The sequence below is a fragment of the Bacillus carboniphilus genome (genome assembly GCF_039522365.1).
In the GTDB taxonomy this organism is placed as follows: domain Bacteria; phylum Bacillota; class Bacilli; order Bacillales; family JC228; genus Bacillus_BF; species Bacillus_BF carboniphilus.
On sequence record NZ_BAAADJ010000020.1, the window covers coordinates 39,655 to 60,566 of the forward strand.

At 38.5% G+C, this 20,912-nt stretch carries 19 protein-coding genes; 2 read left to right on the forward strand and 17 right to left on the reverse strand.

The features are described 5' to 3' along the window. Positions 1-201: 201 nt before the first annotated feature. From ABDZ91_RS09840 to gatC, 14 genes are all read right to left on the reverse strand, one after another. Positions 202-1,491 carry a glycosyltransferase gene (locus ABDZ91_RS09840; protein ID WP_343798547.1) on the reverse strand — a complete coding sequence of 430 codons (1,290 nt, stop codon included), beginning with the start codon at positions 1,489-1,491 and terminating at the stop codon, positions 202-204. Between the two features lie 241 nt (positions 1,492-1,732). Further along, positions 1,733-2,644, reverse strand: a complete 912-nt coding sequence (locus tag ABDZ91_RS09845; protein ID WP_343798549.1) for a diacylglycerol kinase — start codon at positions 2,642-2,644, stop codon at positions 1,733-1,735. 179 nt (positions 2,645-2,823) lie between these two features. Next, entirely contained in the window at positions 2,824-3,753 is a 930-nt protein-coding gene (locus ABDZ91_RS09850) for a hypothetical protein (protein WP_343798551.1), read from the reverse strand. Beyond that, positions 3,750-4,817, reverse strand: a complete 1,068-nt coding sequence (locus tag ABDZ91_RS09855) for a hypothetical protein (protein ID WP_343798553.1) — start codon at positions 4,815-4,817, stop codon at positions 3,750-3,752. The genes ABDZ91_RS09850 and ABDZ91_RS09855 overlap by 4 nt, the downstream gene beginning before the upstream one ends. Continuing rightward, a complete protein-coding gene (locus ABDZ91_RS09860) occupies positions 4,814-5,296 on the reverse strand; it encodes an anti-sigma factor (protein ID WP_343798554.1) in 483 nt (160 codons plus the stop codon). Before ABDZ91_RS09860 ends, ABDZ91_RS09855 begins: the two co-directional genes overlap by 4 nt. Beyond that, positions 5,293-5,865, reverse strand: coding sequence for a sigma-70 family RNA polymerase sigma factor (locus ABDZ91_RS09865; RefSeq protein ID WP_343798556.1), 573 nt, complete (start codon positions 5,863-5,865; stop codon positions 5,293-5,295). Before ABDZ91_RS09865 ends, ABDZ91_RS09860 begins: the two co-directional genes overlap by 4 nt. Positions 5,866-6,210: 345 nt before the next feature. Further along, on the reverse strand, positions 6,211-7,860 hold the full coding sequence (locus tag ABDZ91_RS09870; protein WP_343798557.1) for a hypothetical protein: 1,650 nt from the start codon (positions 7,858-7,860) through the stop codon (positions 6,211-6,213). A gap of 463 nt (positions 7,861-8,323) precedes the next feature. Next, complete coding sequence (locus ABDZ91_RS09875) at positions 8,324-9,403, reverse strand: Gfo/Idh/MocA family protein (protein WP_343798558.1); 1,080 nt, start codon at positions 9,401-9,403, stop codon at positions 8,324-8,326. A 141-nt stretch (positions 9,404-9,544) separates the two neighbouring features. Beyond that, on the reverse strand, positions 9,545-9,694 hold the full coding sequence (locus ABDZ91_RS09880) for a hypothetical protein (protein WP_343798560.1): 150 nt from the start codon (positions 9,692-9,694) through the stop codon (positions 9,545-9,547). Then, complete coding sequence (locus tag ABDZ91_RS09885; RefSeq protein ID WP_343798562.1) at positions 9,691-9,843, reverse strand: hypothetical protein; 153 nt, start codon at positions 9,841-9,843, stop codon at positions 9,691-9,693. The genes ABDZ91_RS09880 and ABDZ91_RS09885 overlap by 4 nt, the downstream gene beginning before the upstream one ends. A gap of 85 nt (positions 9,844-9,928) precedes the next feature. Beyond that, positions 9,929-10,492 (reverse strand): thioredoxin family protein, encoded by a 564-nt coding sequence (locus ABDZ91_RS09890; RefSeq protein WP_343798563.1) that lies wholly within the window; start codon positions 10,490-10,492, stop codon positions 9,929-9,931. A gap of 259 nt (positions 10,493-10,751) precedes the next feature. After that, on the reverse strand, positions 10,752-12,182 hold the full coding sequence (gene gatB, locus ABDZ91_RS09895; protein ID WP_343798564.1) for an Asp-tRNA(Asn)/Glu-tRNA(Gln) amidotransferase subunit GatB: 1,431 nt from the start codon (positions 12,180-12,182) through the stop codon (positions 10,752-10,754). A gap of 15 nt (positions 12,183-12,197) precedes the next feature. Continuing rightward, entirely contained in the window at positions 12,198-13,652 is a 1,455-nt protein-coding gene (gatA, locus tag ABDZ91_RS09900) for an Asp-tRNA(Asn)/Glu-tRNA(Gln) amidotransferase subunit GatA (protein ID WP_343798565.1), read from the reverse strand. Positions 13,653-13,664: 12 nt separating this feature from the next. Next, entirely contained in the window at positions 13,665-13,955 is a 291-nt protein-coding gene (gene gatC, locus ABDZ91_RS09905) for an Asp-tRNA(Asn)/Glu-tRNA(Gln) amidotransferase subunit GatC (protein ID WP_343798566.1), read from the reverse strand. A 153-nt stretch (positions 13,956-14,108) separates the two neighbouring features. On the opposite strand from gatC, the gene ABDZ91_RS09910 reads away from it, so the two are divergent. Next, positions 14,109-14,915 carry a CAP domain-containing protein gene (locus tag ABDZ91_RS09910; RefSeq protein WP_343798568.1) on the forward strand — a complete coding sequence of 269 codons (807 nt, stop codon included), beginning with the start codon at positions 14,109-14,111 and terminating at the stop codon, positions 14,913-14,915. A gap of 85 nt (positions 14,916-15,000) precedes the next feature. Further along, positions 15,001-15,624 (forward strand): SafA/ExsA family spore coat assembly protein, encoded by a 624-nt coding sequence (gene safA / locus ABDZ91_RS09915; RefSeq protein WP_343798570.1) that lies wholly within the window; start codon positions 15,001-15,003, stop codon positions 15,622-15,624. Between the two features lie 497 nt (positions 15,625-16,121). Here the strand turns inward: safA and putP are convergent, their stop codons facing one another. From putP to ABDZ91_RS09930, 3 genes are all read right to left on the reverse strand, one after another. Continuing rightward, positions 16,122-17,663: a sodium/proline symporter PutP gene (gene putP, locus ABDZ91_RS09920; protein WP_343798572.1), complete on the reverse strand. Its 1,542-nt coding sequence runs from the start codon at positions 17,661-17,663 to the stop codon at positions 16,122-16,124. Positions 17,664-18,016: 353 nt separating this feature from the next. Further along, positions 18,017-19,564, reverse strand: a complete 1,548-nt coding sequence (gene pruA / locus ABDZ91_RS09925) for an L-glutamate gamma-semialdehyde dehydrogenase (RefSeq protein ID WP_343798574.1) — start codon at positions 19,562-19,564, stop codon at positions 18,017-18,019. Positions 19,565-19,736: 172 nt separating this feature from the next. Further along, entirely contained in the window at positions 19,737-20,912 is a 1,176-nt protein-coding gene (locus ABDZ91_RS09930; protein ID WP_343798576.1) for a CamS family sex pheromone protein, read from the reverse strand.

The following is a 20,912-nucleotide window of genomic DNA, read 5'->3' on the forward strand; positions in this document are numbered from 1 at the left end:
CCGCGACTGGAGTCACAAATGTACGGTAGTGGTCATAAAACTGACACAAGGATTACACTATGAAAATCCCATTTTTTTTGTCGCTTGAAAGCCATCCTTATAAACTAGGATAAGGACAAAGCCTGTATCTAGATTACAAATATAAGACATAGACACAGGCTTTTTTTCTTCCAAAATACCATTCCAAAAGGAAATTTTTATCTATTTGTTATTCACCTGTTCATCATAGATTTGGGCTATCTTGGCACTGTTGGTATTCATATTATGATATTGCTCTACATATTTTCTCCCTTTAACGCCTATATCCTGCAGTTGATCTGGTTCTTCTAATAAACCTTTGACTACATTCACAATCGTGTCAGGATTTGCAGTTATAATTGGAAGGTCTTTAGAATATTGATCACGCATGAATTCACTTATATAACAAATGACCGGTTTCCCCATTGCCATAGATTCAACAGCAAGTAAACCATAACTTCCAATATGAAGTTGATCGATAATTAAATCAGCGGACTGATATAGTTGTTTGGCTTTTTCATGAGACATACCTTGAATGATTTGAAAATCAAAGTCATATGACTCTCTCAATTCTTCCATTGCCTTTAGAATATATGGTGTCCCCTTAATTTCCGGGGACGTTGGAGCATGTACAATGGTAAATTTTTTATTATTTGGATGTGCCTTTGGTTTATACACCTCAAGGTCCACCATTAAAGGAACAATATAAACTTTTTTATAATAATTTTTGACATACTGATATAGTTCTTCATCTGCAACTACACATGCTTCTATTTGGTTACCTAACATAGAAAGTTTGTTTTTTATCCATCTTTCATTTAAAACCTTTGCCTTCGCGAAAGGGTTTGTCTTTAATGCCTCGGAAAGAATTCTTACCTCACTCCCCCAATGGTGCATAAGAATTGGTTTTTGTTCATTTTTAATGAGTTGAATATCCGATTGTGTTTGAGTAAGTGAAGTGCCGAAGTGAAAATGGAAGAGATCGTAATAAGGAATAATTTCAGAGGAAAATCGAGTTAGTTTGTTTCCTATTTGATGTTTGTTCTCTTTTGATATTGGCCACATATAATTAGATGAATAATTAAGATAAGTAGGAAAATAATTTAATGTATTATTTCGATATCCGAGCTTTTGCGTCCCTTTGGCAATTGTATTCATCTGGTTCGCAATTTCAATTGTGCCTTGAAGAATACTTAATTTCTTATTAGCCAAAGAGTTCGTAGGTTTGATAGCTGATGTTAATAAATCCTTTAAAGAATGCAAAGTTTTGTTATCTTCAAACTCATATAAGCCTCTCCATATCCAAAGCCAACCATTCTCCAAATTTTCTTGCTTGATAGCAGATAAAGCTTGTTTTATATAAAAATTTGGAGATTCAATGTCCATTTCTGAATCCGATAAAAATGAATTTTCTTGTTCGGAGTTAGTAATATTTAAAATCTTCAATGCCTCTTTTTTGTAAATATTAGTCATTTCATTTCCTCCTTCAAGGTAAGTCCTCTTTTATTTTATGAACGGTAGAATAAAATGTTTATTGGTTACAAGTAATTGTAATTATTGAACCATAAAGCAGTGGCTAAAGAGTCTATATATGAAAAGGAGAAAGCCCACACCCCTACCTCGGAAAGCGGGCCCACTTAAATGGAAAACAACAGTCAAGTTTAACGGTGTCAAAACGAAAGACCCTGTCATTGTTGACAGGGTCCTTTTTCCTTTAAACTCGATCTTCTTCTTTAATATCGTTAATCGGTACAAAGACTTCTACATGTCTATATAGATTTACAAATTCAGCTGGAAGAATCCCACCGAATTCTCCATCTAAATTTAACTGCATTTTTTGTTCGGAAGTAACCTTAACCCTATTGGCCTTTGTATAGATAACATGTTCATCATAAATATGTTCTCCGCGAATAGCCAAAGTCGCCAGACGAATAAATTCTGCTAAATTCGTTTTCTTTAAAACAAGTAAAGTAAACATTCCATCATTTAATGAGGCATCTGGAGCTAGTTTTTCAAAGCCGCCGACTGAATTGGTATTTGCAATAAGAAATAACATGATTTCCCCTTCAAATTCTTTCCCGTCGTACTCAATTCGTGCATTCGTTGCTTTGATGGAAGGAAGCATTTCTACCCCTTTCATGTAATAGGCAAGCTGTCCTAGCATGGTTTTCAGTTTACTTGGTACCTCATATGTAAGCTCGGTTAAGCGGCCACCACCTGCTATGTTAATAAAATATTTATCATTCATTTTCCCAATATCTATGGGAATGCTATCACCGTTTATGATAATATCAATCGCTTTTGGAATACTTCTTGGGACACGAATAGCTCTAGCGAAATCATTCGTGGTTCCCATTGGGATTATTCCCAATTTAGGACGATATTCTTTTTCAGCTAAGCCATTCACAACCTCATAGATTGTCCCATCCCCACCCGCCGCGATGACCACATCGTATTTGCGCTCTACAGCTGTTTCTGCTGCTTTTGTGGCATCACCTTCTCCGGTTGTTGCATGACATGAAGTCTCATAACCAGCCTCTTCTAGTCTTTGAAGCACCTCTGGTAAATGCTTTCGAAACGCTTCGCGTCCTGATGTAGGATTATATATAATTCGTGCTCTTTTCATCATAATCATCCTTTTTGGCCTGCAATATTTTCCACTATTTAACATAATAACTATGGTTTTTCATAAAATCAATCCATAATATACAGTATGGGCGAAAATAGGCAAATACAAAATAAAAAAGAAGGAAATCTCCTTCTTCTTAAAAAATTTTAATTGTTCATTTTATCAAAGCACAATCTTTACGGTGTTTGTTGAACAATCAGGGAGTATGCATTAAGGATATGTATTCCCGAAGCTGATTCTTCAAACAAGGAAACATTTTTTGGATTGTATGGTTCTTCTCCATATTCAGTAATGTCCTCTTGTTTTTCAAACTTTAACTCTTCTACATTTGTAGATACTTGTTGAACTCCAAGTGCTTCCAATCCAATTGGATGGTCTTTTTCCAGATATACCGATATCTCATGACTATCTTTTATAACCCAATCGCCTAGCATCATTCGCGGCTTTAATATAATCGGTGCGTATTCTCCCATTACCTCAAGATTCACATGCTGAGGAATAAGAATTGTGGGATTCATTGTGTAATAAGTGGAGAATGGCCCCGCTGTTCTTGCCGGTTTTTTGATTGTAACAAAGAGAGTATCGCCTTTTTTAGTTGCTGTAATATAGTCTTCTGTCCTCTGTATTTTTCCAGCTTCTCTATCAAACTCTCCGGAATATGTACCAAAAATGGATAGAGTTGATGAAGGGGATGTTTCAAGAGTTAGTGTACTCTCACTTTGGCTCTTCACCACAACGCGTTCAATCTCGTCATTCAGTGATTGATCATACTCTGGTAATTCCATTGTTAAGTACTCCCTCATTAAGAGTCTTTCGACATAATCCGTAATACCAATCTGTGATAAGACTACAAATGCTAAACCAACCATACCCAACATACCTACAAAAAAGATACTCAATATATCATATCTCAATCTTTCTTTTCCCGCTCTTTGAAGCCAAAGATAAAGTAACACCTCGACTCCTAGAACAATAAAAATAAATGGCCACCAGCTAACCAACATATGGTTTACATTCACTTCAGTAAACTGAGAAACCAGAAGAGTAATCCCTAATATAAGCAAGGATGCCCCCATTGAAAATGTACCAACTCGCCATGTTCTCATTCGCTAATCTCCTCTTTCTTTTGTGAGGATTGACCCATTAACAGCTTGATTCCCCCTATAATTAAAAGAATACAGATAATTGTTGTTTGGAAATAGCGATGGAACCAGTAATAGATATCCACATCAAATATTCTTTGTATGACTGGAGCAAGCCCTGGTAACAATGCGTTCGCTGAGAAATAGTAAAGACCGATGAAGACCAACCCAAATCCTACCCATTTTTGATGATTCACAATATGAGAGATAATTGGGATATCCTCCTGTGCTTCATCCGTTTTAGAAGCTTTTTGCAACCCATCGAAAAAGCTATAGAACCATATAATTGGGATCAAGAATAGGAAAACCCCTAACCGTAATACATCTAAGACGTAAATGGCAAAAAGAAAAGCTGCCATCAATTGAATTCCACGCTTTTGCAACCCTAGATACAAATGTCCGGCTCCTGGAAAAATAGATAGGAAGGTTGCAATCGCCTTACTCTTCTTCCCTTCCTCGTTCCTTCGTTCAAAGTCCTCAAGGATAGTTCGATCTACTAATTCTTCTCCACGACGTTTCTTTTCTAATAGCTGCATCGCATCAAAAAATCCATAGAACCAAATAACAGGTAACAATAGTAAGAAAATCAAAAACTCACCACGATGGGATATGAATGTTACAAAAAACACCATAACACCCAGTCCTAGAAAGGCCGCTAATAAAGTTATTCCTCTATTCATCAAACCTAGTTGAAAGTGACCTAATCCAGGTACGAACGATAAAATAATGGTGTAGAACCGCTCCGTATCTGTTTGTACTTCACTAGTTGGATCTCCTTCTCTTTTATTCATAATTTTCGAAGCGGTGATACCTGTGTCAATGATATTGATGACATAAAGAATACCTGCCCCTAAAAATCCAAGGGCAATAAATTCACCTCTCCAAGTGATTTCATGTAAGATAAAACCTGCTATGGGACCACCAAAAACCCCGGCCATATAGAATAATGCTCTTATGATTTTTCCAAGATACAAAAGCCCTCCACCAGGGAAAAAAGCTAATAAAAACGCTATAATTGGATTTTTCATTCTTGATTCGCCTCCTTATTTTTAATTTCCCATTCGTCAAACAATGTCAGTGTTTTATTCATCACCGTCTCGGTTACTGATGGTCGTTGTTCTTGGGCTGTATTTTCAAAATTATCTACAAATCCTGTCATCGATTGAAACACCCCACTAAACGTTAATAAAAGGGTAAAACCTGCTGCCGCTGCATAATGAAAAATGGTCGATTGGACGAACGATCTTTCTTTTTTCTTCTTAGACATTTTGACCCCATGTGCTACTGATTGTAACTCTTCTCCCCCTTGAATGAGTGTCATCACATCATCCGTAAAGGTCGAGCTTAAAGGAGTCGGAAGTGCTTCCGACTGATGTGAGATAGCTTCACTATACACCTCTATACAGGTCTCACAGCTGTATAAGTGATTTTCATAATCCAATTGCACATCTTCTGCCAATTCACCATTCACATATTTCAACCATTCTTCAAATGGTATATGTTTCATATAAAATCGTCCTCCTCCCAATTTTCTTTCATCCACTTTCGTGCACGATACAGCTTCATTTCAATCGTTTTTACCTGTGCTTCATGCTCCTCTGCTAACTCTTGATAGCTTTTTTCCTTTATGTAAAAGCCAAAGACCACACCACGATAACCAGCCGGTAGTTCATTTAGTCTTGAGCGGATTAAGTCTAATTTCGCTTCTTTAAAATATTGATTCTCAACACTTTGATTAGTCGGAACCTGATAGTCTTCATATACTGAGTTTGAAGATTCCTCACGCTTTCTAAACGCTTTCCGCTTCATGTCTATTGCATGATTAGTGGCTATTCGTGTAATCCAAGTTTTAAAACCTTGATGTTCATATTGGGGGAGAGAAAGATAAATTTTGAGAAAAATATCTTGAGCCGCATCTTCAGCATCCTGTTCGTTGCGAAGAATCCCATAGGCGACTTTAAATATGTATCCTTGATATTGTTCAACAATCAGGCGAAAGGCGTGTGAATTGCCCAATTTGACCTGATTGATTAATGGCTGTATATCTATTTTTCTCCCCCCCTCCAGCTTGATCAATCCTAACCACTACTTTAATAAACGAAACATAAAAAGAAAACCCTACATTGTTTATAAGAAATAAACCTCAATTTCTTGGAGTATCAAGAAGTTGAGGTTTGCAATTGAATTAAATCAGTTTTATATCAGGGATTCTTAAATTTAGGTGAGGGCATCGCAGGCTTTCCTTACGGACACTGGTTCCGAAATCAAAGCAGAAACTACTTTTTTATAAAAAAAATCACCTGTGGCCGTTATCTTTCATGAAAACCAGGTTTTTGATGAATTAACCGATTCTATGTCCGTAACCTAAGCCATTTTTTCTCAAGGTTTGATTCTGCACCACTCTAACTTTTCTTCAACTTTTCAATAAACACGGATTCCTTCTTCATTTGTATCATCTTCCATTAATGCTCTATCAACTAAAGCTTCATCATTCGATTCATCTCCAACTATCTCACTTTCATCTAATTCTTCCTCACTCACTACATCTTCCACTATTTCACTGAATACTTTCGCTTTTTTCCCCTCTTCAGCTTCTACTATTTCACTGGCAGCAAATTCTTCCTCACTCAGGACTTCTTCCACTATTTCGCTGTCGGCTACTTCTTCCTCACTCACAACATCTTCCACTATTTCGCTGTCAGCTATTTCTTCCTCACTCACGACTTCTTCCACTATTTCGCTGTCGGCTACTTCTTCCTCACTCACAACATCTTCTACTATTTCGCTGTCGGCTATTTCTTCCTCACTCACAACATCTTCCACTATTTCGCTGTCGGCTACTTCTTCCTCACTCACAACATCTTCCACTATTTCGCTGTCGGCTATTTCTTCCTCATTCCCTGGTTCTTCTGTAGTTGGTTCTTCCTCTATTACCTCACTCAATGATTCTTCTGTTGCCTCTTCCTCATCTTCACTAACTAATTCTACGGATGCCACATCTTCATATAGATCCTCTTCTATTTCATCTTCAATATTTCCAAGGGGTTCTTCTTCATTTTCCATCATTAATTCATTTACAAAACTTTCATACACATCCGTCAGTAACTCTTCTTCAAGTGTACTACTTGATTCTCCCTCTTCTTCTACAGTAATATTGGATTCTTCCATTTCTTCTAGAACTATTGCCTCACCCCTACTGGATTCCTCTTCCTCATCTTCATCTATCTGTATTTCACCCATGCTGGATTCTTCTTCTTCGATACTATTCCATGATACTTCCACTTCATCCAGCATAGTTTCCCCGCTGCTACTGGATTCCTCTTCCTCATCTTCATCTATCTGTATCTCACCTATGCTGGATTCTTCTTCTTCGATACTATTCCAAGATTCTTCCACTTCATCCAGCATAGTTTCCCCGCTGCTACTGGCTTCCTCTTCCTCTACAGCCATTTCCTCGCTACTACTAGACTCCTCCAACTCTTCTTCAACTTCTTCTCCGCTGCTGCTGGATTCCTCTTCCTCTACAGCCATTTCCTCGCTACTACTAGACTCCTCCAACTCTTCTTCCACTTCTCCGCTGCTGCTGGATTCCTCTTCCTCTATAGCCATTTCCTCGCTACTACTGGATTCCTCCAACTCTTCTTCAACTTCTTCTCCGCTGCTGCTGGATTCCTCTTCCTCTATAGCCATTTCCTCGCTACTACTGGATTCCTCCAACTCTTCTTCCACTTCTCCTCCGCTACTACTGGATTCCTCTTCCTCTGCAGCCACTTCCTCGCTACTACTGGACTCCTCTTGTTCTTCCACTTCTCCTCCGCTGCTACTGGATTCCTCTTCCTCTACAGCCACTTCCTCGCTACTACTGGACTCCTCTTGTTCTTCCACTTCTCCTCCGCTGCTACTGGATTCCTCTTCCTCTACAGCCACTTCCTCGCTGGACTCTTCCGGTATAAAATCCGTTCCTTTCCACAGTGACGAATACATTTTATGAGAAAGAGTACTTGACTCTGATAAATCGACAACTTCAAACCTTTTTACGCTTGAGTCTTTTGGGAAAAAAGGCATACTCATAAAGAATAACCCTCCTTTATAAATCTATTTATTCTTTATAAAATATGGCTTGTTTTTGCTAAAGGTGACCAATACCCAAGCCTATTATGAAAATTTGTTCACATAATAAAAATGACCTTTTCAAATACGTAATAAAAAGAACAAATGCGCAAGCGCACTCGTAAGCCCCGGCTTGTCTTGTGACCTCGAGCTGCTTTAAAGCATCATCTATCGATCATGCTTTAAGCAAGTTATTCTTGAGACGTATTTTCAATGAAGAACTGGCTAGAACGCTGGAGCTGGCCGGAGACCAATTTCATTCAAAGTTGTACACAAGCGGAGATTTTATAATTTCCTAAACAATTAAGAAAACTCGCCGATTGGCGAGCCTTTAGGCGGTGAATAGAGGTAGTTGCCCTTATACTATATACTTAAAAATTTCACCTGCGTTGAATTACTTCTTTGCAAAAATTTTAGACTTTCATTATTCCTTCGTTACTTTTGTTAATTTTCCATTTTTTACTGATTCAAAAACTGCATCCATGACAAGCTGCTTTTGATGTCCATCCTCAAAGAATGGAAGATCAGGGTGTTTTTCATCGTCTCTTAAGTAATTGTAAATGGCATCAATGTGTGCGTAGAAAGCGTGATAATATCTTTCTGCTCTTTTATGGAGGGTTTCAGGAACCGGCTCTAAGTTAAGCTCAACTTCTTCGAAACCTTCATCACCGACTGCCAGTAGCATCTTCTGGTCATTCAAAATTTGGATTGTCCCCTTTGTTCCATAAATACGTAGAGAAGAACCAAAGCCATGACGGACAGGTGTTACGGTTTGAAGAGTAAAGCTTGCTCCACTTTGTGTATCACCCGTAATCGTGAAGAGATCATCCGTTGTTCTTCGTTCCATTACTTCTCCCGCTTCATTTTTCAACTCCGGTACCACTGTTTTTAAACGTCCAAATACTTTTGTAATTTTTGAGTCGGTCAACCAATGGATTGCATCGACCATGTGAGAACCGAGTGCACCAAACATTCCACCGTATGCATTTTTATCTCCAAGCCAACCACGTGGTGCGGTCGTTAATCCTTTATAGCCTGGCATACTTGTTTCAAAATCTATATGTATGATATCACCTAGTATACCCTCTTCAATTAGACGTTTTGCTTTTTGTCTAGTAGGTTGGAATCTCCACTCGAGGTCTATAAAACCAGTCTTTTTCCAATGATTTTTCAACTGAATTAACTGTCTAGAGTCATCTGCTTTCGTTGTAAAAGGCTTTTCACATAACACATGGTGCTTTGTTACAATTGCTTCTTTCGCCATTTCATAATGTTGTGTTGGGATAGAAGAAACCACAATTAAATCTAGTTCTTCATTGCGAAGCATTTCCTTCCAATTTGTATAGACATTGGTAAAGCCTGTTTTTTTAGTAATTTCTTCACTGGTTTGCCCTGAAACAGAACTTATGGCTTGAACATTGAACCCCGGATGCAAATCAAAAATTGGCCCTTGCACTAACCCACCGAAGCCTGTACCAATTATCCCTACATTATATTGTTTCATTCTTTTCCCTCCTGATGACCTACTCATTTTGTCCCTATTATAGCATGTACATGTTACAGACTGATTAAGAGAATATGCCATTATGGGGAGAAAGACTCGCCAGAACAGTGGGTTTTCAATAAAAAACAGCCATGAAGGCTGTTAGTTCGTATGTTTATTTTGACTTTTCTTCTTTACATTATCATTCGGTGAATCACCAGTACCATTCTTACTTTTACTATTAGGTGTCCCGTATATTTGATTATCATTTGTTACTTCGGCACCCTCTAAAAACTTAGACTTTGTTTTCATTTTTCATCATCTCCTACAACAGTGTTTCCGATTTTTGGCTTTGTTGTTTGCTTGGACTTTTCAGTACCCTTTTTAAAGCCAGCTTCTGTAGTCCCTGTTGACATTAAGGGCTGTCTAACATCATCTTGATTTTCTTGCCTTTGATACAATCTATCCTCCCCTTTCTTGCTTTCCTATTATTTGTTGGGGAGGATATAAACATACAAAAAACCACCCTACAGGTGGCTTCTTTAATTAAAGAACTTTTTCCTTTAGTGTCGTCAAAATGCTATAGGCAACTTCATCCCATAAGCTATCATCTGTCACATAACTTTTCTTTAATTTTGTATAGAATTCTCTTTGTTTTTCTTCAAAAGTAGGATCTTCTTTATCCGGAAGTTCTGCACGACCTGATTGCACTATTTGTTGAAGCTTTGGTGCACGAGGACCCCAAACTGCTTTTTCTTCACCATTCTCATCAATGAAAACAAAAATTGGAATCGCACGCGATGTTCCATTTGTTAAGTATTGATCCATTAGTTCTAAGTTCTGATCTCTCAGTAAGAAGCGGACCTCCATTCCAATGTGATTCGCCATTTTCACCAAGATTGGATTATTTAATAGTGCGTCTCCACACCAGTCTTCTGTTAGAACAATTGCTCTTAAATTAGCGTCTTTAATTTTTTCGAGCAATTCAGCGTCATCTTCGTCAAGTTTAAAGCTATCTAAGATGCTTACCATTTCTTCCTTGTTTACGGTCATACCATCTATATATTGATCAAATGTTAATCCTTTTTCAAACCACTGTGTTAATGACATAATAGTCCTCCTTGTCTAATCTCTTCTCCATAATAAATTACGAAAATTGTAAGGAAGTTACGAGGAAATAGACTTGCTTTAAAAGAGAATTTCGGCGGTGAAGGCAATTAGTGAAAAATAAAAAGGAAGTAGAGAAAGGATCTATTCTCCACTTCCATTCGTTATTGGGTTAACTTTGGCGGACACACGTTCCGTTATTTTTTATGAAAATGCCAGTTTTCGAGGTTCAGATTTAACGAAAATCCAACGCCATCTTGACCTATCGTTTTTGAATTTCCTGTCTGAGTAATTGGTTTACTTTTGGTGGGTTCGCTTGTCCTTTTGTAGCCTTCATGATTTGGCCGACTAGGAAACCTAGTGCCTTTTCTTTACCCTCTTTAAAATCTTGGATGGATTGAGGATTCGCATCTAAGATTTCGGCTACTATTTTCAATAGCTCGCCCTCATCAGATATTTGAACCAGCCCTTTTTCCTTCACAATCTTTTCAGGGTTTCCACCATTTTCAATTAATTCTTTAAAGACCGTTTTTGCAATTTTGGATGAGATGGTTCCATCTTCAATGAGTTTAATCATGCCCGCTAACCCTTCAGGCGATAAGGCTATATCATGTAATTCCATTTGATTAGCGTTTAAGTAGGCAGACAGTTCACCCATGATCCAGTTGGAAGCTTGTTTCGCATCAGCTCCCGCTTCCAACGTTGCTTCGAAAAAGTCGGACATTTCTCTTGTCACTGTTAAAACTCCGGCATCATAAGACGGCAGTCCTAACTCTTCTACATATCTCTTCTTCCGCTCATCTGGAAGCTCAGGAATTTCCGCACGAACACGCTCTTTCCACTCCTCATCAATGTAGAGTTCCACTAAGTCAGGCTCAGGGAAATAGCGATAGTCGTCGGACCCTTCCTTAACCCTCATTAGAACGGTCGTACTTGTATTTTCATCGAATCGGCGTGTTTCCTGTTGAATTTCACCGCCAGCACGCAAAATCTCAGCTTGGCGTTTTTCTTCATGCTCCAATCCCTTTCTGACAAAGTTAAAGGAGTTTAAGTTTTTTAATTCCGTTTTCGTTCCGAACTCTTCTTGTCCAACTGGTCGTAACGAAATATTTGCGTCACAACGTAGACTACCTTCTTCCATCTTACAGTCCGAAACACCGGTATATTGAATAATGGACTTCAGTTTCTCTAAGTATGCGTATGCCTCTTCCGGAGTGCGGATGTCTGGTTCCGAAACAATTTCAACCAGTGGTGTTCCTTGTCGGTTAAAGTCAACTAGTGAATATCCATCACTTGTATGACTTAGCTTCCCAGCATCCTCTTCCATATGAATGCGCGTAATCCCAATTCGTTTCTTATTACCGCCTACTTCAATTTCTATCCAGCCATTTTCTCCAATTGGCTTATCAAATTGTGAAATCTGATAAGCTTTTGGATTATCCGGGTAAAAGTAGTTTTTCCGATCAAATTTTGTAACCGTAGCTACTTCACAATTTAAGGCCATTGCAGCTTTCATAGCGAACTCGACTGCTTTTTTATTAAGTACTGGCAGTACACCTGGATATCCTAAGTCAATGACGCTCGTGTTTGTATTTGGCTCCGCTCCAAAATGGTTCGGACTTGCCGAAAATATTTTGGATTCTGTTTTTAACTCTACGTGGACTTCTAACCCAATTACTGTTTCGAAATTCATCTCTATTTCCCCCCTTTACAGACTAGGCTTTTGTTGATGATACGTGGTCGCTTGTTCAAATGCATGAGCTACACGATAGACCGTACTTTCATCAAAATGCCTTCCAATTATTTGTAGACCTAATGGAAGTCCATTTGAGAATCCACATGGCACGGAGATTCCAGGTACACCGGCTAAGTTTACAGGGATAGTTAAAATATCGTTCGCATACATCGTAAGCGGGTCATGTGTTTTTTCTCCCATTTTAAAAGCTGGAGTAGGAGTAGTTGGGCCAATGATTACATCATATTTTTCAAAAACATCTTCAAAGTCCTTTTTGATTAAAGTACGGACCTTTTGAGCCTTTTTATAATACGCATCATAATATCCAGAGCTTAATGCAAAAGTACCTAACATGATTCTTCGTTTTACTTCCTCACCAAAGCCCTCTGCTCTCGTCTTTTTGTACAACTCAATAAGGTTTTCTGCATTCTGTGTTCGATAACCGTAGCGTACTCCGTCGAAACGAGCTAGGTTTGCTGAAGCTTCCGAAGAAGATAATAAGTAATAGGTTGCAACCGCATATTTAGAATGAGGTAGCGATACTTCTTCCCACGTAGCTCCCAATCCTTCTAATACCTTCAAGGCATCTAAAATAGACTGACGAACCTCTTCATTCACACCTTCACCTATGTATTCCTTAGGCACTCCAATTTTAAGTCCTTTAATATCACCAGTTAATGAAGATAAAAAGTTGGGAACATCCACGTTAGCAGAAGTCGAGTCCATTGGATCGACACCTGCAATAGCTTGTAATACGTAAGCATTGTCTTCTACTGTACGAGTAATCGGTCCGATTTGGTCTAAAGATGAAGCAAAAGCAACCAATCCGAATCGTGATACCCGCCCATAGGTTGGCTTTAATCCTACAACACCACAGAAGGCAGCAGGCTGACGTATCGAGCCACCCGTATCAGATCCTAATGAAAATAAAACTTCACCTGCAGCAACAGCAGCAGCGGAACCACCAGAGGATCCACCCGGGACCGCATCTAAATTCCATGGGTTTTTTGTTTGTTTCATCCCTGAATTTTCAGTAGAAGACCCCATTGCGAATTCGTCCATGTTAAGCTTTCCAACCGTTATTATGTTTTGTGACTCAAGCTTGTCCATAATGGTTGCATTATATATGGGATCAAAATTCTCTAAAATTTTGCTAGCACATGTTGTTCTTAGTCCCTTTGTTACAATATTATCCTTAATACCAGCTGGGATACCGAATAATACATTTCCGTTACCCTCACCGATAATGTCATCTAATTTTTTAGCTTTATGGCGAGCATTTTCTTCATCTAATGTTAAAAAAGCTTCAACCTTATCGTCCACCTGTTGGATTCTTTGGAAAGATAGATCAACTAAATCTGAAACGGATATCTCTTTTTTATGTAAAAGTTCATGTATGTCAGCCATACTGCTGTCTAATAAAGACATTTTTCCTACCCCCTACTCAATTATGGAAGGCACTTTAAATTGTCCATCCTTATGGTCTGGAGCATTTTTAAGTACCTCTTCACGTGGAAGTCCTTTTTGTGGAACATCTTCTCTTAGGACATTTTTGATATCAAGGACATGAGAAGTTGGCTCTACATTGGATGTATCGACCTCATTTAAAGCTTCTGCAAATTCAATGATGGAACCTAATTGTTGTTGGAAACGCTCGGCCTCCTCTTCACTAATTTCAAGTCTTGCTAAATTTGCCACATGCTTGACTTCATTTAATGAAATCTTGGACATTATCCCGCCACCTCCGACTTTTTTCGAACAATTGCAATATTAAACATGATATCAATAAACCCTCTTACAGGCAACAGAGCCCTTGATTTCTAAGCGCTTCCATAGAGGATTTTACCAAGAATAAGATGTACTCAGATTAAGCAACTTAAAAGCATGAAAACATTACTACTTTTTGTCGTGTCACTTTTGTCTATGGGAACGATTTTAACAGGTTGTGCAAATAATGACGCAGGTCAAGGAGGGAATAATGATCAACCGCAAAATGTAACATATCAACCTGGAAATCAAAATAATATGCAAGGAACCCCTAACATAAATAGAGAAGATGTTAGAGAAATGATTCCTGATAATCTTCGTCCATATGTAAATGAAGGGGATATTCAAGTAAGACGCTATGAATACCGCTATGGTCAAGTTCCACAAGGAGGAAATGCTCCAGGTGGACAAGCACCACAAGGAACTCCTGGCGCACAAGCCCCAGGAGGAACAGCACCTGGTGGACAAGAACAAGGAACTCCTGGTGGTCAAGAGGGTGAAAATGTTCCAAATAACGAGCCAACAGATGGCACAGTTAAAAACATTGAACGCCAAGTGGTTGAATTAACGAACCAAGAAAGACAAAGAAATGGTTTAAGTCCATTAAAGCTAAATGAAAAGCTTAGCGATGTAGCAAGACTTAAATCACAGGATATGAGAGATAAGAATTACTTCGCTCATAATAGTCCAACTTACGGTTCACCATTTGAAATGATGCAACAATTCCATGTTCAATATCAAACTGCAGGTGAAAATATCGCTGCTGGTCAACGTTCTGCCCAAGAAGTAGTCCAACAATGGATGGATAGCCCAGGACACAGAAAAAACATTTTAAATCCTGAGTTTACTGAAATTGGGGTTGGACATGTTGAAGGTGGAAACATGGGTGTCTATTGGACACAAATGTTTATCAAACCTCGCTAAATTATTTTGAATATAAAGTGCTCGGTTTCTTGTGAGACCAGCACTTTATTTCTTATTTAATATAAAAGTAAGGGAAGACAACATCATGAAAAAACTAACATCATTACTGATAGTATTTCTTTTTGCAATCGGGTTATTTACACAGCCACAAGCTGCGTCAGCACAAACAGATGTCTATTATGTAAAACCCGGGGATACATTATGGAAGATAGCAGTTCGTTACCAAATTGGACTTTCTCAAATCATTAGCGCTAATCCACAATTTGAGAATCCCCATTGGATTTACCCAGGACAAAAGGTTTATATACCGAACATAGATCGAATTAAGGCTATAGAAAATGAAGTCATCCGATTAACAAATCAAGAACGCGCAAAAAATGGACTCCCTGCACTCCAGGCAAACTGGGAGCTTTCACGAATTGCTCGATATAAATCTAAAGACATGAGAGATCGAGGGTATTTTGCCCATAACAGTCCTACCTACGGATCGCCATTTGATATGATTCGTAACTTTGGCGTCAACTACCGGACGGCTGGTGAAAATATTGCGGCTGGTCAGCGTTCGGCTTCTGAAGTTGTCAAACAATGGATGGAGAGCCCTGGACATAGACAAAATATTTTAAATGCAAGCTTTAAGGAAATTGGGGTAGGTTACGCTGAAGGCGGTACCTACGGGGTTTACTGGACTCAGATGTTTATTGCCAAGTAGTTTTTAACTCTAAGCAACGTCTCAAGTAAAAATATGCTGGGACGTTGCTTGATTTTTACCATTGTCATTGGGGCGGGAAATCGCACTCAAATTTCATTATGTTAATGGAGTCGGGAATTCCGCACTCAAATGAATTTTTTCGCACTAAAAGCATGGATTTGCGCACAAAACTACCTATTTTCCGCACTCAAATCTGTTTTTGCACTCAAATTTTAATTTTCGCACCTAAAAACAAATAATCGCACTCAAACATGGGATTTCGCACTCAAACCAACTTTTTCGCACACACGACCCAACTTCCTACCCCAGGCACCCCTCTTCAAAATCAAAACCATGTAAATATTTATATAAATAACAAAAACACCACATTTTTAACTCACTCATACAAGTACAAACAAAAAAATTATCGAATTAAAAGCAAATCAGTTAAAAAACACACCCCAAAATAAAAAAAGATGAGCCCCACAATAGAGACCCACCTTTTCAACAATAAAAACTTATTTTATATCTTCAAGCTGTTCAACCGTTTCATCAAATTCATTTTCCATCTTCTTGTTTGGTTCTTTACCAACATAACTGAAGATAAGAATAGCAACAGTAGCTAAGATGAAACCTGGTACAATTTCATAAAGACTAAATGGAATAACAGCTTCTTTAATTACTTCTCCCGCTTCATTGGTTGTCGGAGTAGAAAGCAGTTTCCATACAACTACAGTAACAGCACCAACAACCATACCTGCAATCGCACCATTACGAGTCATGCGTTTCCAGAATAGAGCAAACAGGATGACTGGTCCAAATGCTGCACCGAATCCAGCCCATGCATAACTTACAAGTGTTAATACCTTCGCTCCACCATTCGCTGGGTCACCAGAGAATGCAAGGATAATTGCAATTAGAGCAATCAGAACAACACCGAATCTTCCAACCCACATTAACTCTTTCTGGGATGCATTTTTACGGAAGAGTGCTTTATAAAAGTCCTCTGCTAATGCACTAGAAGATACTAATAATTGTGAATCAATTGTACTCATAATGGCTGATAAAATGGCAGCTAGTAATATACCAGATACAACTGGATTAAATAGAACTTCTGCAAAGAAAATGAACACTTTTTCACTATTATCGAAATCAGCCGTGATCAGTGGATCTGCTGCGAAGTAGGCAATACCAATAATACCTGTTGCTACGGCACCTACCATCGCAAGAATCATCCATGTCATACCAATACGGCGTGCTTTTGGAACATCTTCTGCTGATTTAATACCCATAAATCGAACGATGATATGTGGTTGACCAAAGTATCCAAGTCCCCAAGCAGCCAATGAAATAATGCCAAGTGCTGTCATACCGTTGAATGGATCAAAATAACCAGCATCCATTGATTTTACTGTTTCAATGGTTTCGTTTAAACCACCTAGTTCAAACAAGGCTACAATCGGTAAAACAATAAGAGCTAGAAACATGAGCAAACCTTGAATGAAATCTGTCCAACTTACGGCTAAATATCCGCCTAAGAAGGTATAAGAAATAATAACAATAGCACCAATAATGAGTCCAGTAGAGTAAGAAAGTCCAAATGTTTCTTGGAATAACAGTCCTCCACCTACAAGTCCTGAGGATGCATAGAAAGTGAAGAAAACCAAAATAACAAGGGCAGAAATTACACGAAGGACTCTAGATTTGTCCTTAAAGCGGTTTTCTAAGAAGTCTGGTACAGTGATTGAATCATCTGCCACTTCCGTATAGGTTCTTAGTCTTGGAGCAACTAACTTCCAATTTAAATATGCACCAACAGTAAGCCCTACACTCATCCAAATAGAACTTAATCCAGTCGCATATGCTAATCCAGGTAGACCTAGTAAGAGCCATGAACTCATATCTGAAGCACCGGCACTTAGTGCGGTAACAGCTGGCCCTAATTTTCTTCCACCTAGTACATAGTCTGATAGATTATTAGTAAGTTTGTAAGATACAATTCCTATTCCTAGCATTGCAATTAAATATACTATAAACGTAATTAACGTCCCTGTTTCCATAAAGTATGGATCAGTCCCCTTCCTTGTCCTAAATTTTTTTGTAACTAAATCTCCATTGACAAAACTATCATTCTTTGTTTCTAGCCGCCGACCTGATTTACTATAACATATAATACTTTTCAGAACAGGTTGAATATTTAGAATGAAGTCGACAAATGTATAAATATTCAACATTTTGATACTATATGTAAGATAAGACCAGCATACGCTTATATCTATTCATGAAATTAAATAAAATTAACCTTCTATTTTTTGGCCTTTCGCATATATTTTTGCATATTTAATGTATGAAGGCTCTTTGTTTTTGGAAAAAAATAGACTGGGAACTTAAGTCCCAGTCCATTCTTTCTCTTTTATAACATTTCTGAAGTTGTACGAGCTTGCATGTGAAGAAGTAGGTAGTCAGGGCCACCTGCTTTAGAATCTGTTCCAGACATGTTGAATCCACCGAATGGTTGGTATCCAACAATAGCACCTGTACATCCTCTGTTAAAGTATAGGTTTCCTACTAGGAAGTCTTCTCTTGCTTGCTCAATGTTGGCACGGTTATTAGAAATGACAGCTCCTGTTAAGCCGTATTCTGTGTCATTCGCCATGTCAATCGCTTCATTCCAGTCTTTGGCTTTTGCAAACGCAACAACTGGTCCAAAGATTTCTTCCTTCATGAGACGAGCACTGCGGTCAACATCTGCTACTACAGTTGGTTGAACGAACCAACCTTTGGAGTCGTCACCTTCTCCACCTGCTACGATACGACCTTCACTCTTTCCAATTTCAACGTAAGACATGATTTTGTCATAGGCAGCTTGGTCAATAACTGGACCCATAAAGTTTTTACGATCTTCTGGGTTTCCAACTTTAAGGTCTTTTGTAAGTTCCACTACACGGTCAAGAACTTGATCATACACTTCTTCTAGTACGATAGCACGTGAACAAGCAGAACATTTTTGGCCAGAGAAGCCAAATGCAGAAGCTACGATAGATTGAGCAGCTAACTCAAGGTCAGCTTCCTTATCAACGACAATCGTATCTTTACCACCCATTTCAGCAATAACACGCTTTAACCAGATTTGACCTTCATTTACTTTAGATGCACGTTCATAAATTCTAAGACCAACGTCTCTTGAACCAGTGAAGCTGATGAAACGTGTTTTCGGATGATCTACTAAGTAGTCTCCAACTTCTGCACCGCTACCTGGAATATAGTTAAGAACTCCTTTAGGAAGTCCTGCTTCTTCCATTACTTCTACGAATTTAGCAGCTACAACTGGTGTTGAAGAAGCTGGCTTTAATAGAACGGTGTTACCAGATACAAGCGCAGCAACTGTAGTACCTGCCATGATGGCAAATGCAAAGTTCCAAGGAGAGATGACAACGCCTACTCCTAAAGGAATGTAATCATAACGGTTGATTTCGCCTTCGCGGCTTTCTACTGGCTTACCATCTTTAATTAGTTGCATTTGACGGCCATAGTACTCTAGGAAATCAATAGCTTCTGCAGTATCAGCATCTGCTTCGTTCCATGGCTTACCTGCTTCTTTTACTAACAATGCCGAGAATTCATGCTTACGACGTCTTACAATTGCAGCTGCACGGAATAAAATATCTGCTCTCATCTCAGGTTTAGTCTTTCTCCAAGTTTTGAAAGCTTCTACTGCAGCTTGCATCGCTTGTTCTGCTAGATCCTTGTTTGCCTTAGAAACTCTACCAACTACTTCTTCGTAGTTAGCTGGGTTCACAGAAACAATTTTATCTTCTGTTGATACTCTTTCCCCATTGATGACAAGATCATAGTCTTGCCCCATGTAAGCATCAACCACTTTTAATCCTTCTTTAAATGCTTTCTGGTTTTCTTCTTGTGAAAAATCAGTAAAAGGTTCGTGATGATACGGTTTTACCATAACTATCCCCTCCTCATGTATTTGAACCGTTCGAAAACGGTTACATCCATTGTCCATTTTATCATGAAATAATTTTTTTCATCAAACAATTCTCATAAAATTATAGAAACCTTTATTTTCTATACAGGATACACTAAAAAAACCAAGTGCAATTGCACTTGGTTTTAGCCCTTTAATATACATAAACGTACGGATCATCAGACTCTCTTTCTTTCACAATCAAGGCCTCTGGCCCGTTAACAGAGTTCACGTTTACTTCAACTTTGACAGTATTCGGGAAGTATTTCATAACCAATCCCGTCACATATTGAGTAAATCCAATCACTTCTGCTTCTCCATTGAATTGAATATTGATATCGATGTTAATTGAACTCCATTCCCCATTTACATAGAAAGCCTTTCCAACTACACCATTGAATTCAGGGAAGTAGTTTTCAACCTCCATTTGAAAATTCAGGAAGGTTGTGGCATCTTCACGGTGCAATTCCATTCCGTTTGAAGAAGGATATAATACATAGTCCTCGTCTACTTCGTGCCAGTCTCCAATAGAATTTTTTCCTTTATCTATATCGGCGTAGGCCATGTAGTTACCTGGCACCACTGCATTCCGACTTTCCTGCTTAAATAAAGCAATCGTAATCGGAACATCAGGCATTCCTTCGATAGCACGAAGGCGTTTAACGACCTCTTCTGCTATTTTTTTCCCTTCTTTCAATAGGACTTCATTATCAATTTTTGCCTCATAAGTGGCTCCGTATCGTTCTAATTGATAATAATGAACTGAGTTTAGTGCAAGACCTATAACTACTCCACCCAATTCAACACTATCTTCATTAACACGTTTTAAATAGTTATGCTCAATGATGTGAGCTAAGTAAATCGGGTTATCCTTATTCGCTTCATGAGCATCTGGTCCGTCAACTAACGGTGGATTTAACCCTATATTTTCACTAGGCTCTATCCCAGCAGCAGTAGCTTGTTCTTCCGTATATTGTCTTCTTAGCCATAAGCTAACCGTGTCTCGGTCAATGTATTGACCGCCACGAAACAGATAATTATCTGTTGAAAACTTATGCTGAGCAATTCGCATTAATCCTGTTTCGAACTCTTTCATATCTAAACGTGTATGCAGGTTAGAGACAACCATTCCCCTAGCCGGAGAAGGTTCATAAGGAAGGATTGTTCTGTAATAAGAATCAGAAATAGCGTAGCTTGGAATAATCCCTGTCTTTTTTTCATTCTCATCTGTCGCATCTTCCTGCACAATTTCTTCTTCTTTCTCTAAACTAGGTACACACCCAGATAGTAGTAATATGCTTGTACAGAACAATGTAACAAGCTTTTTCAT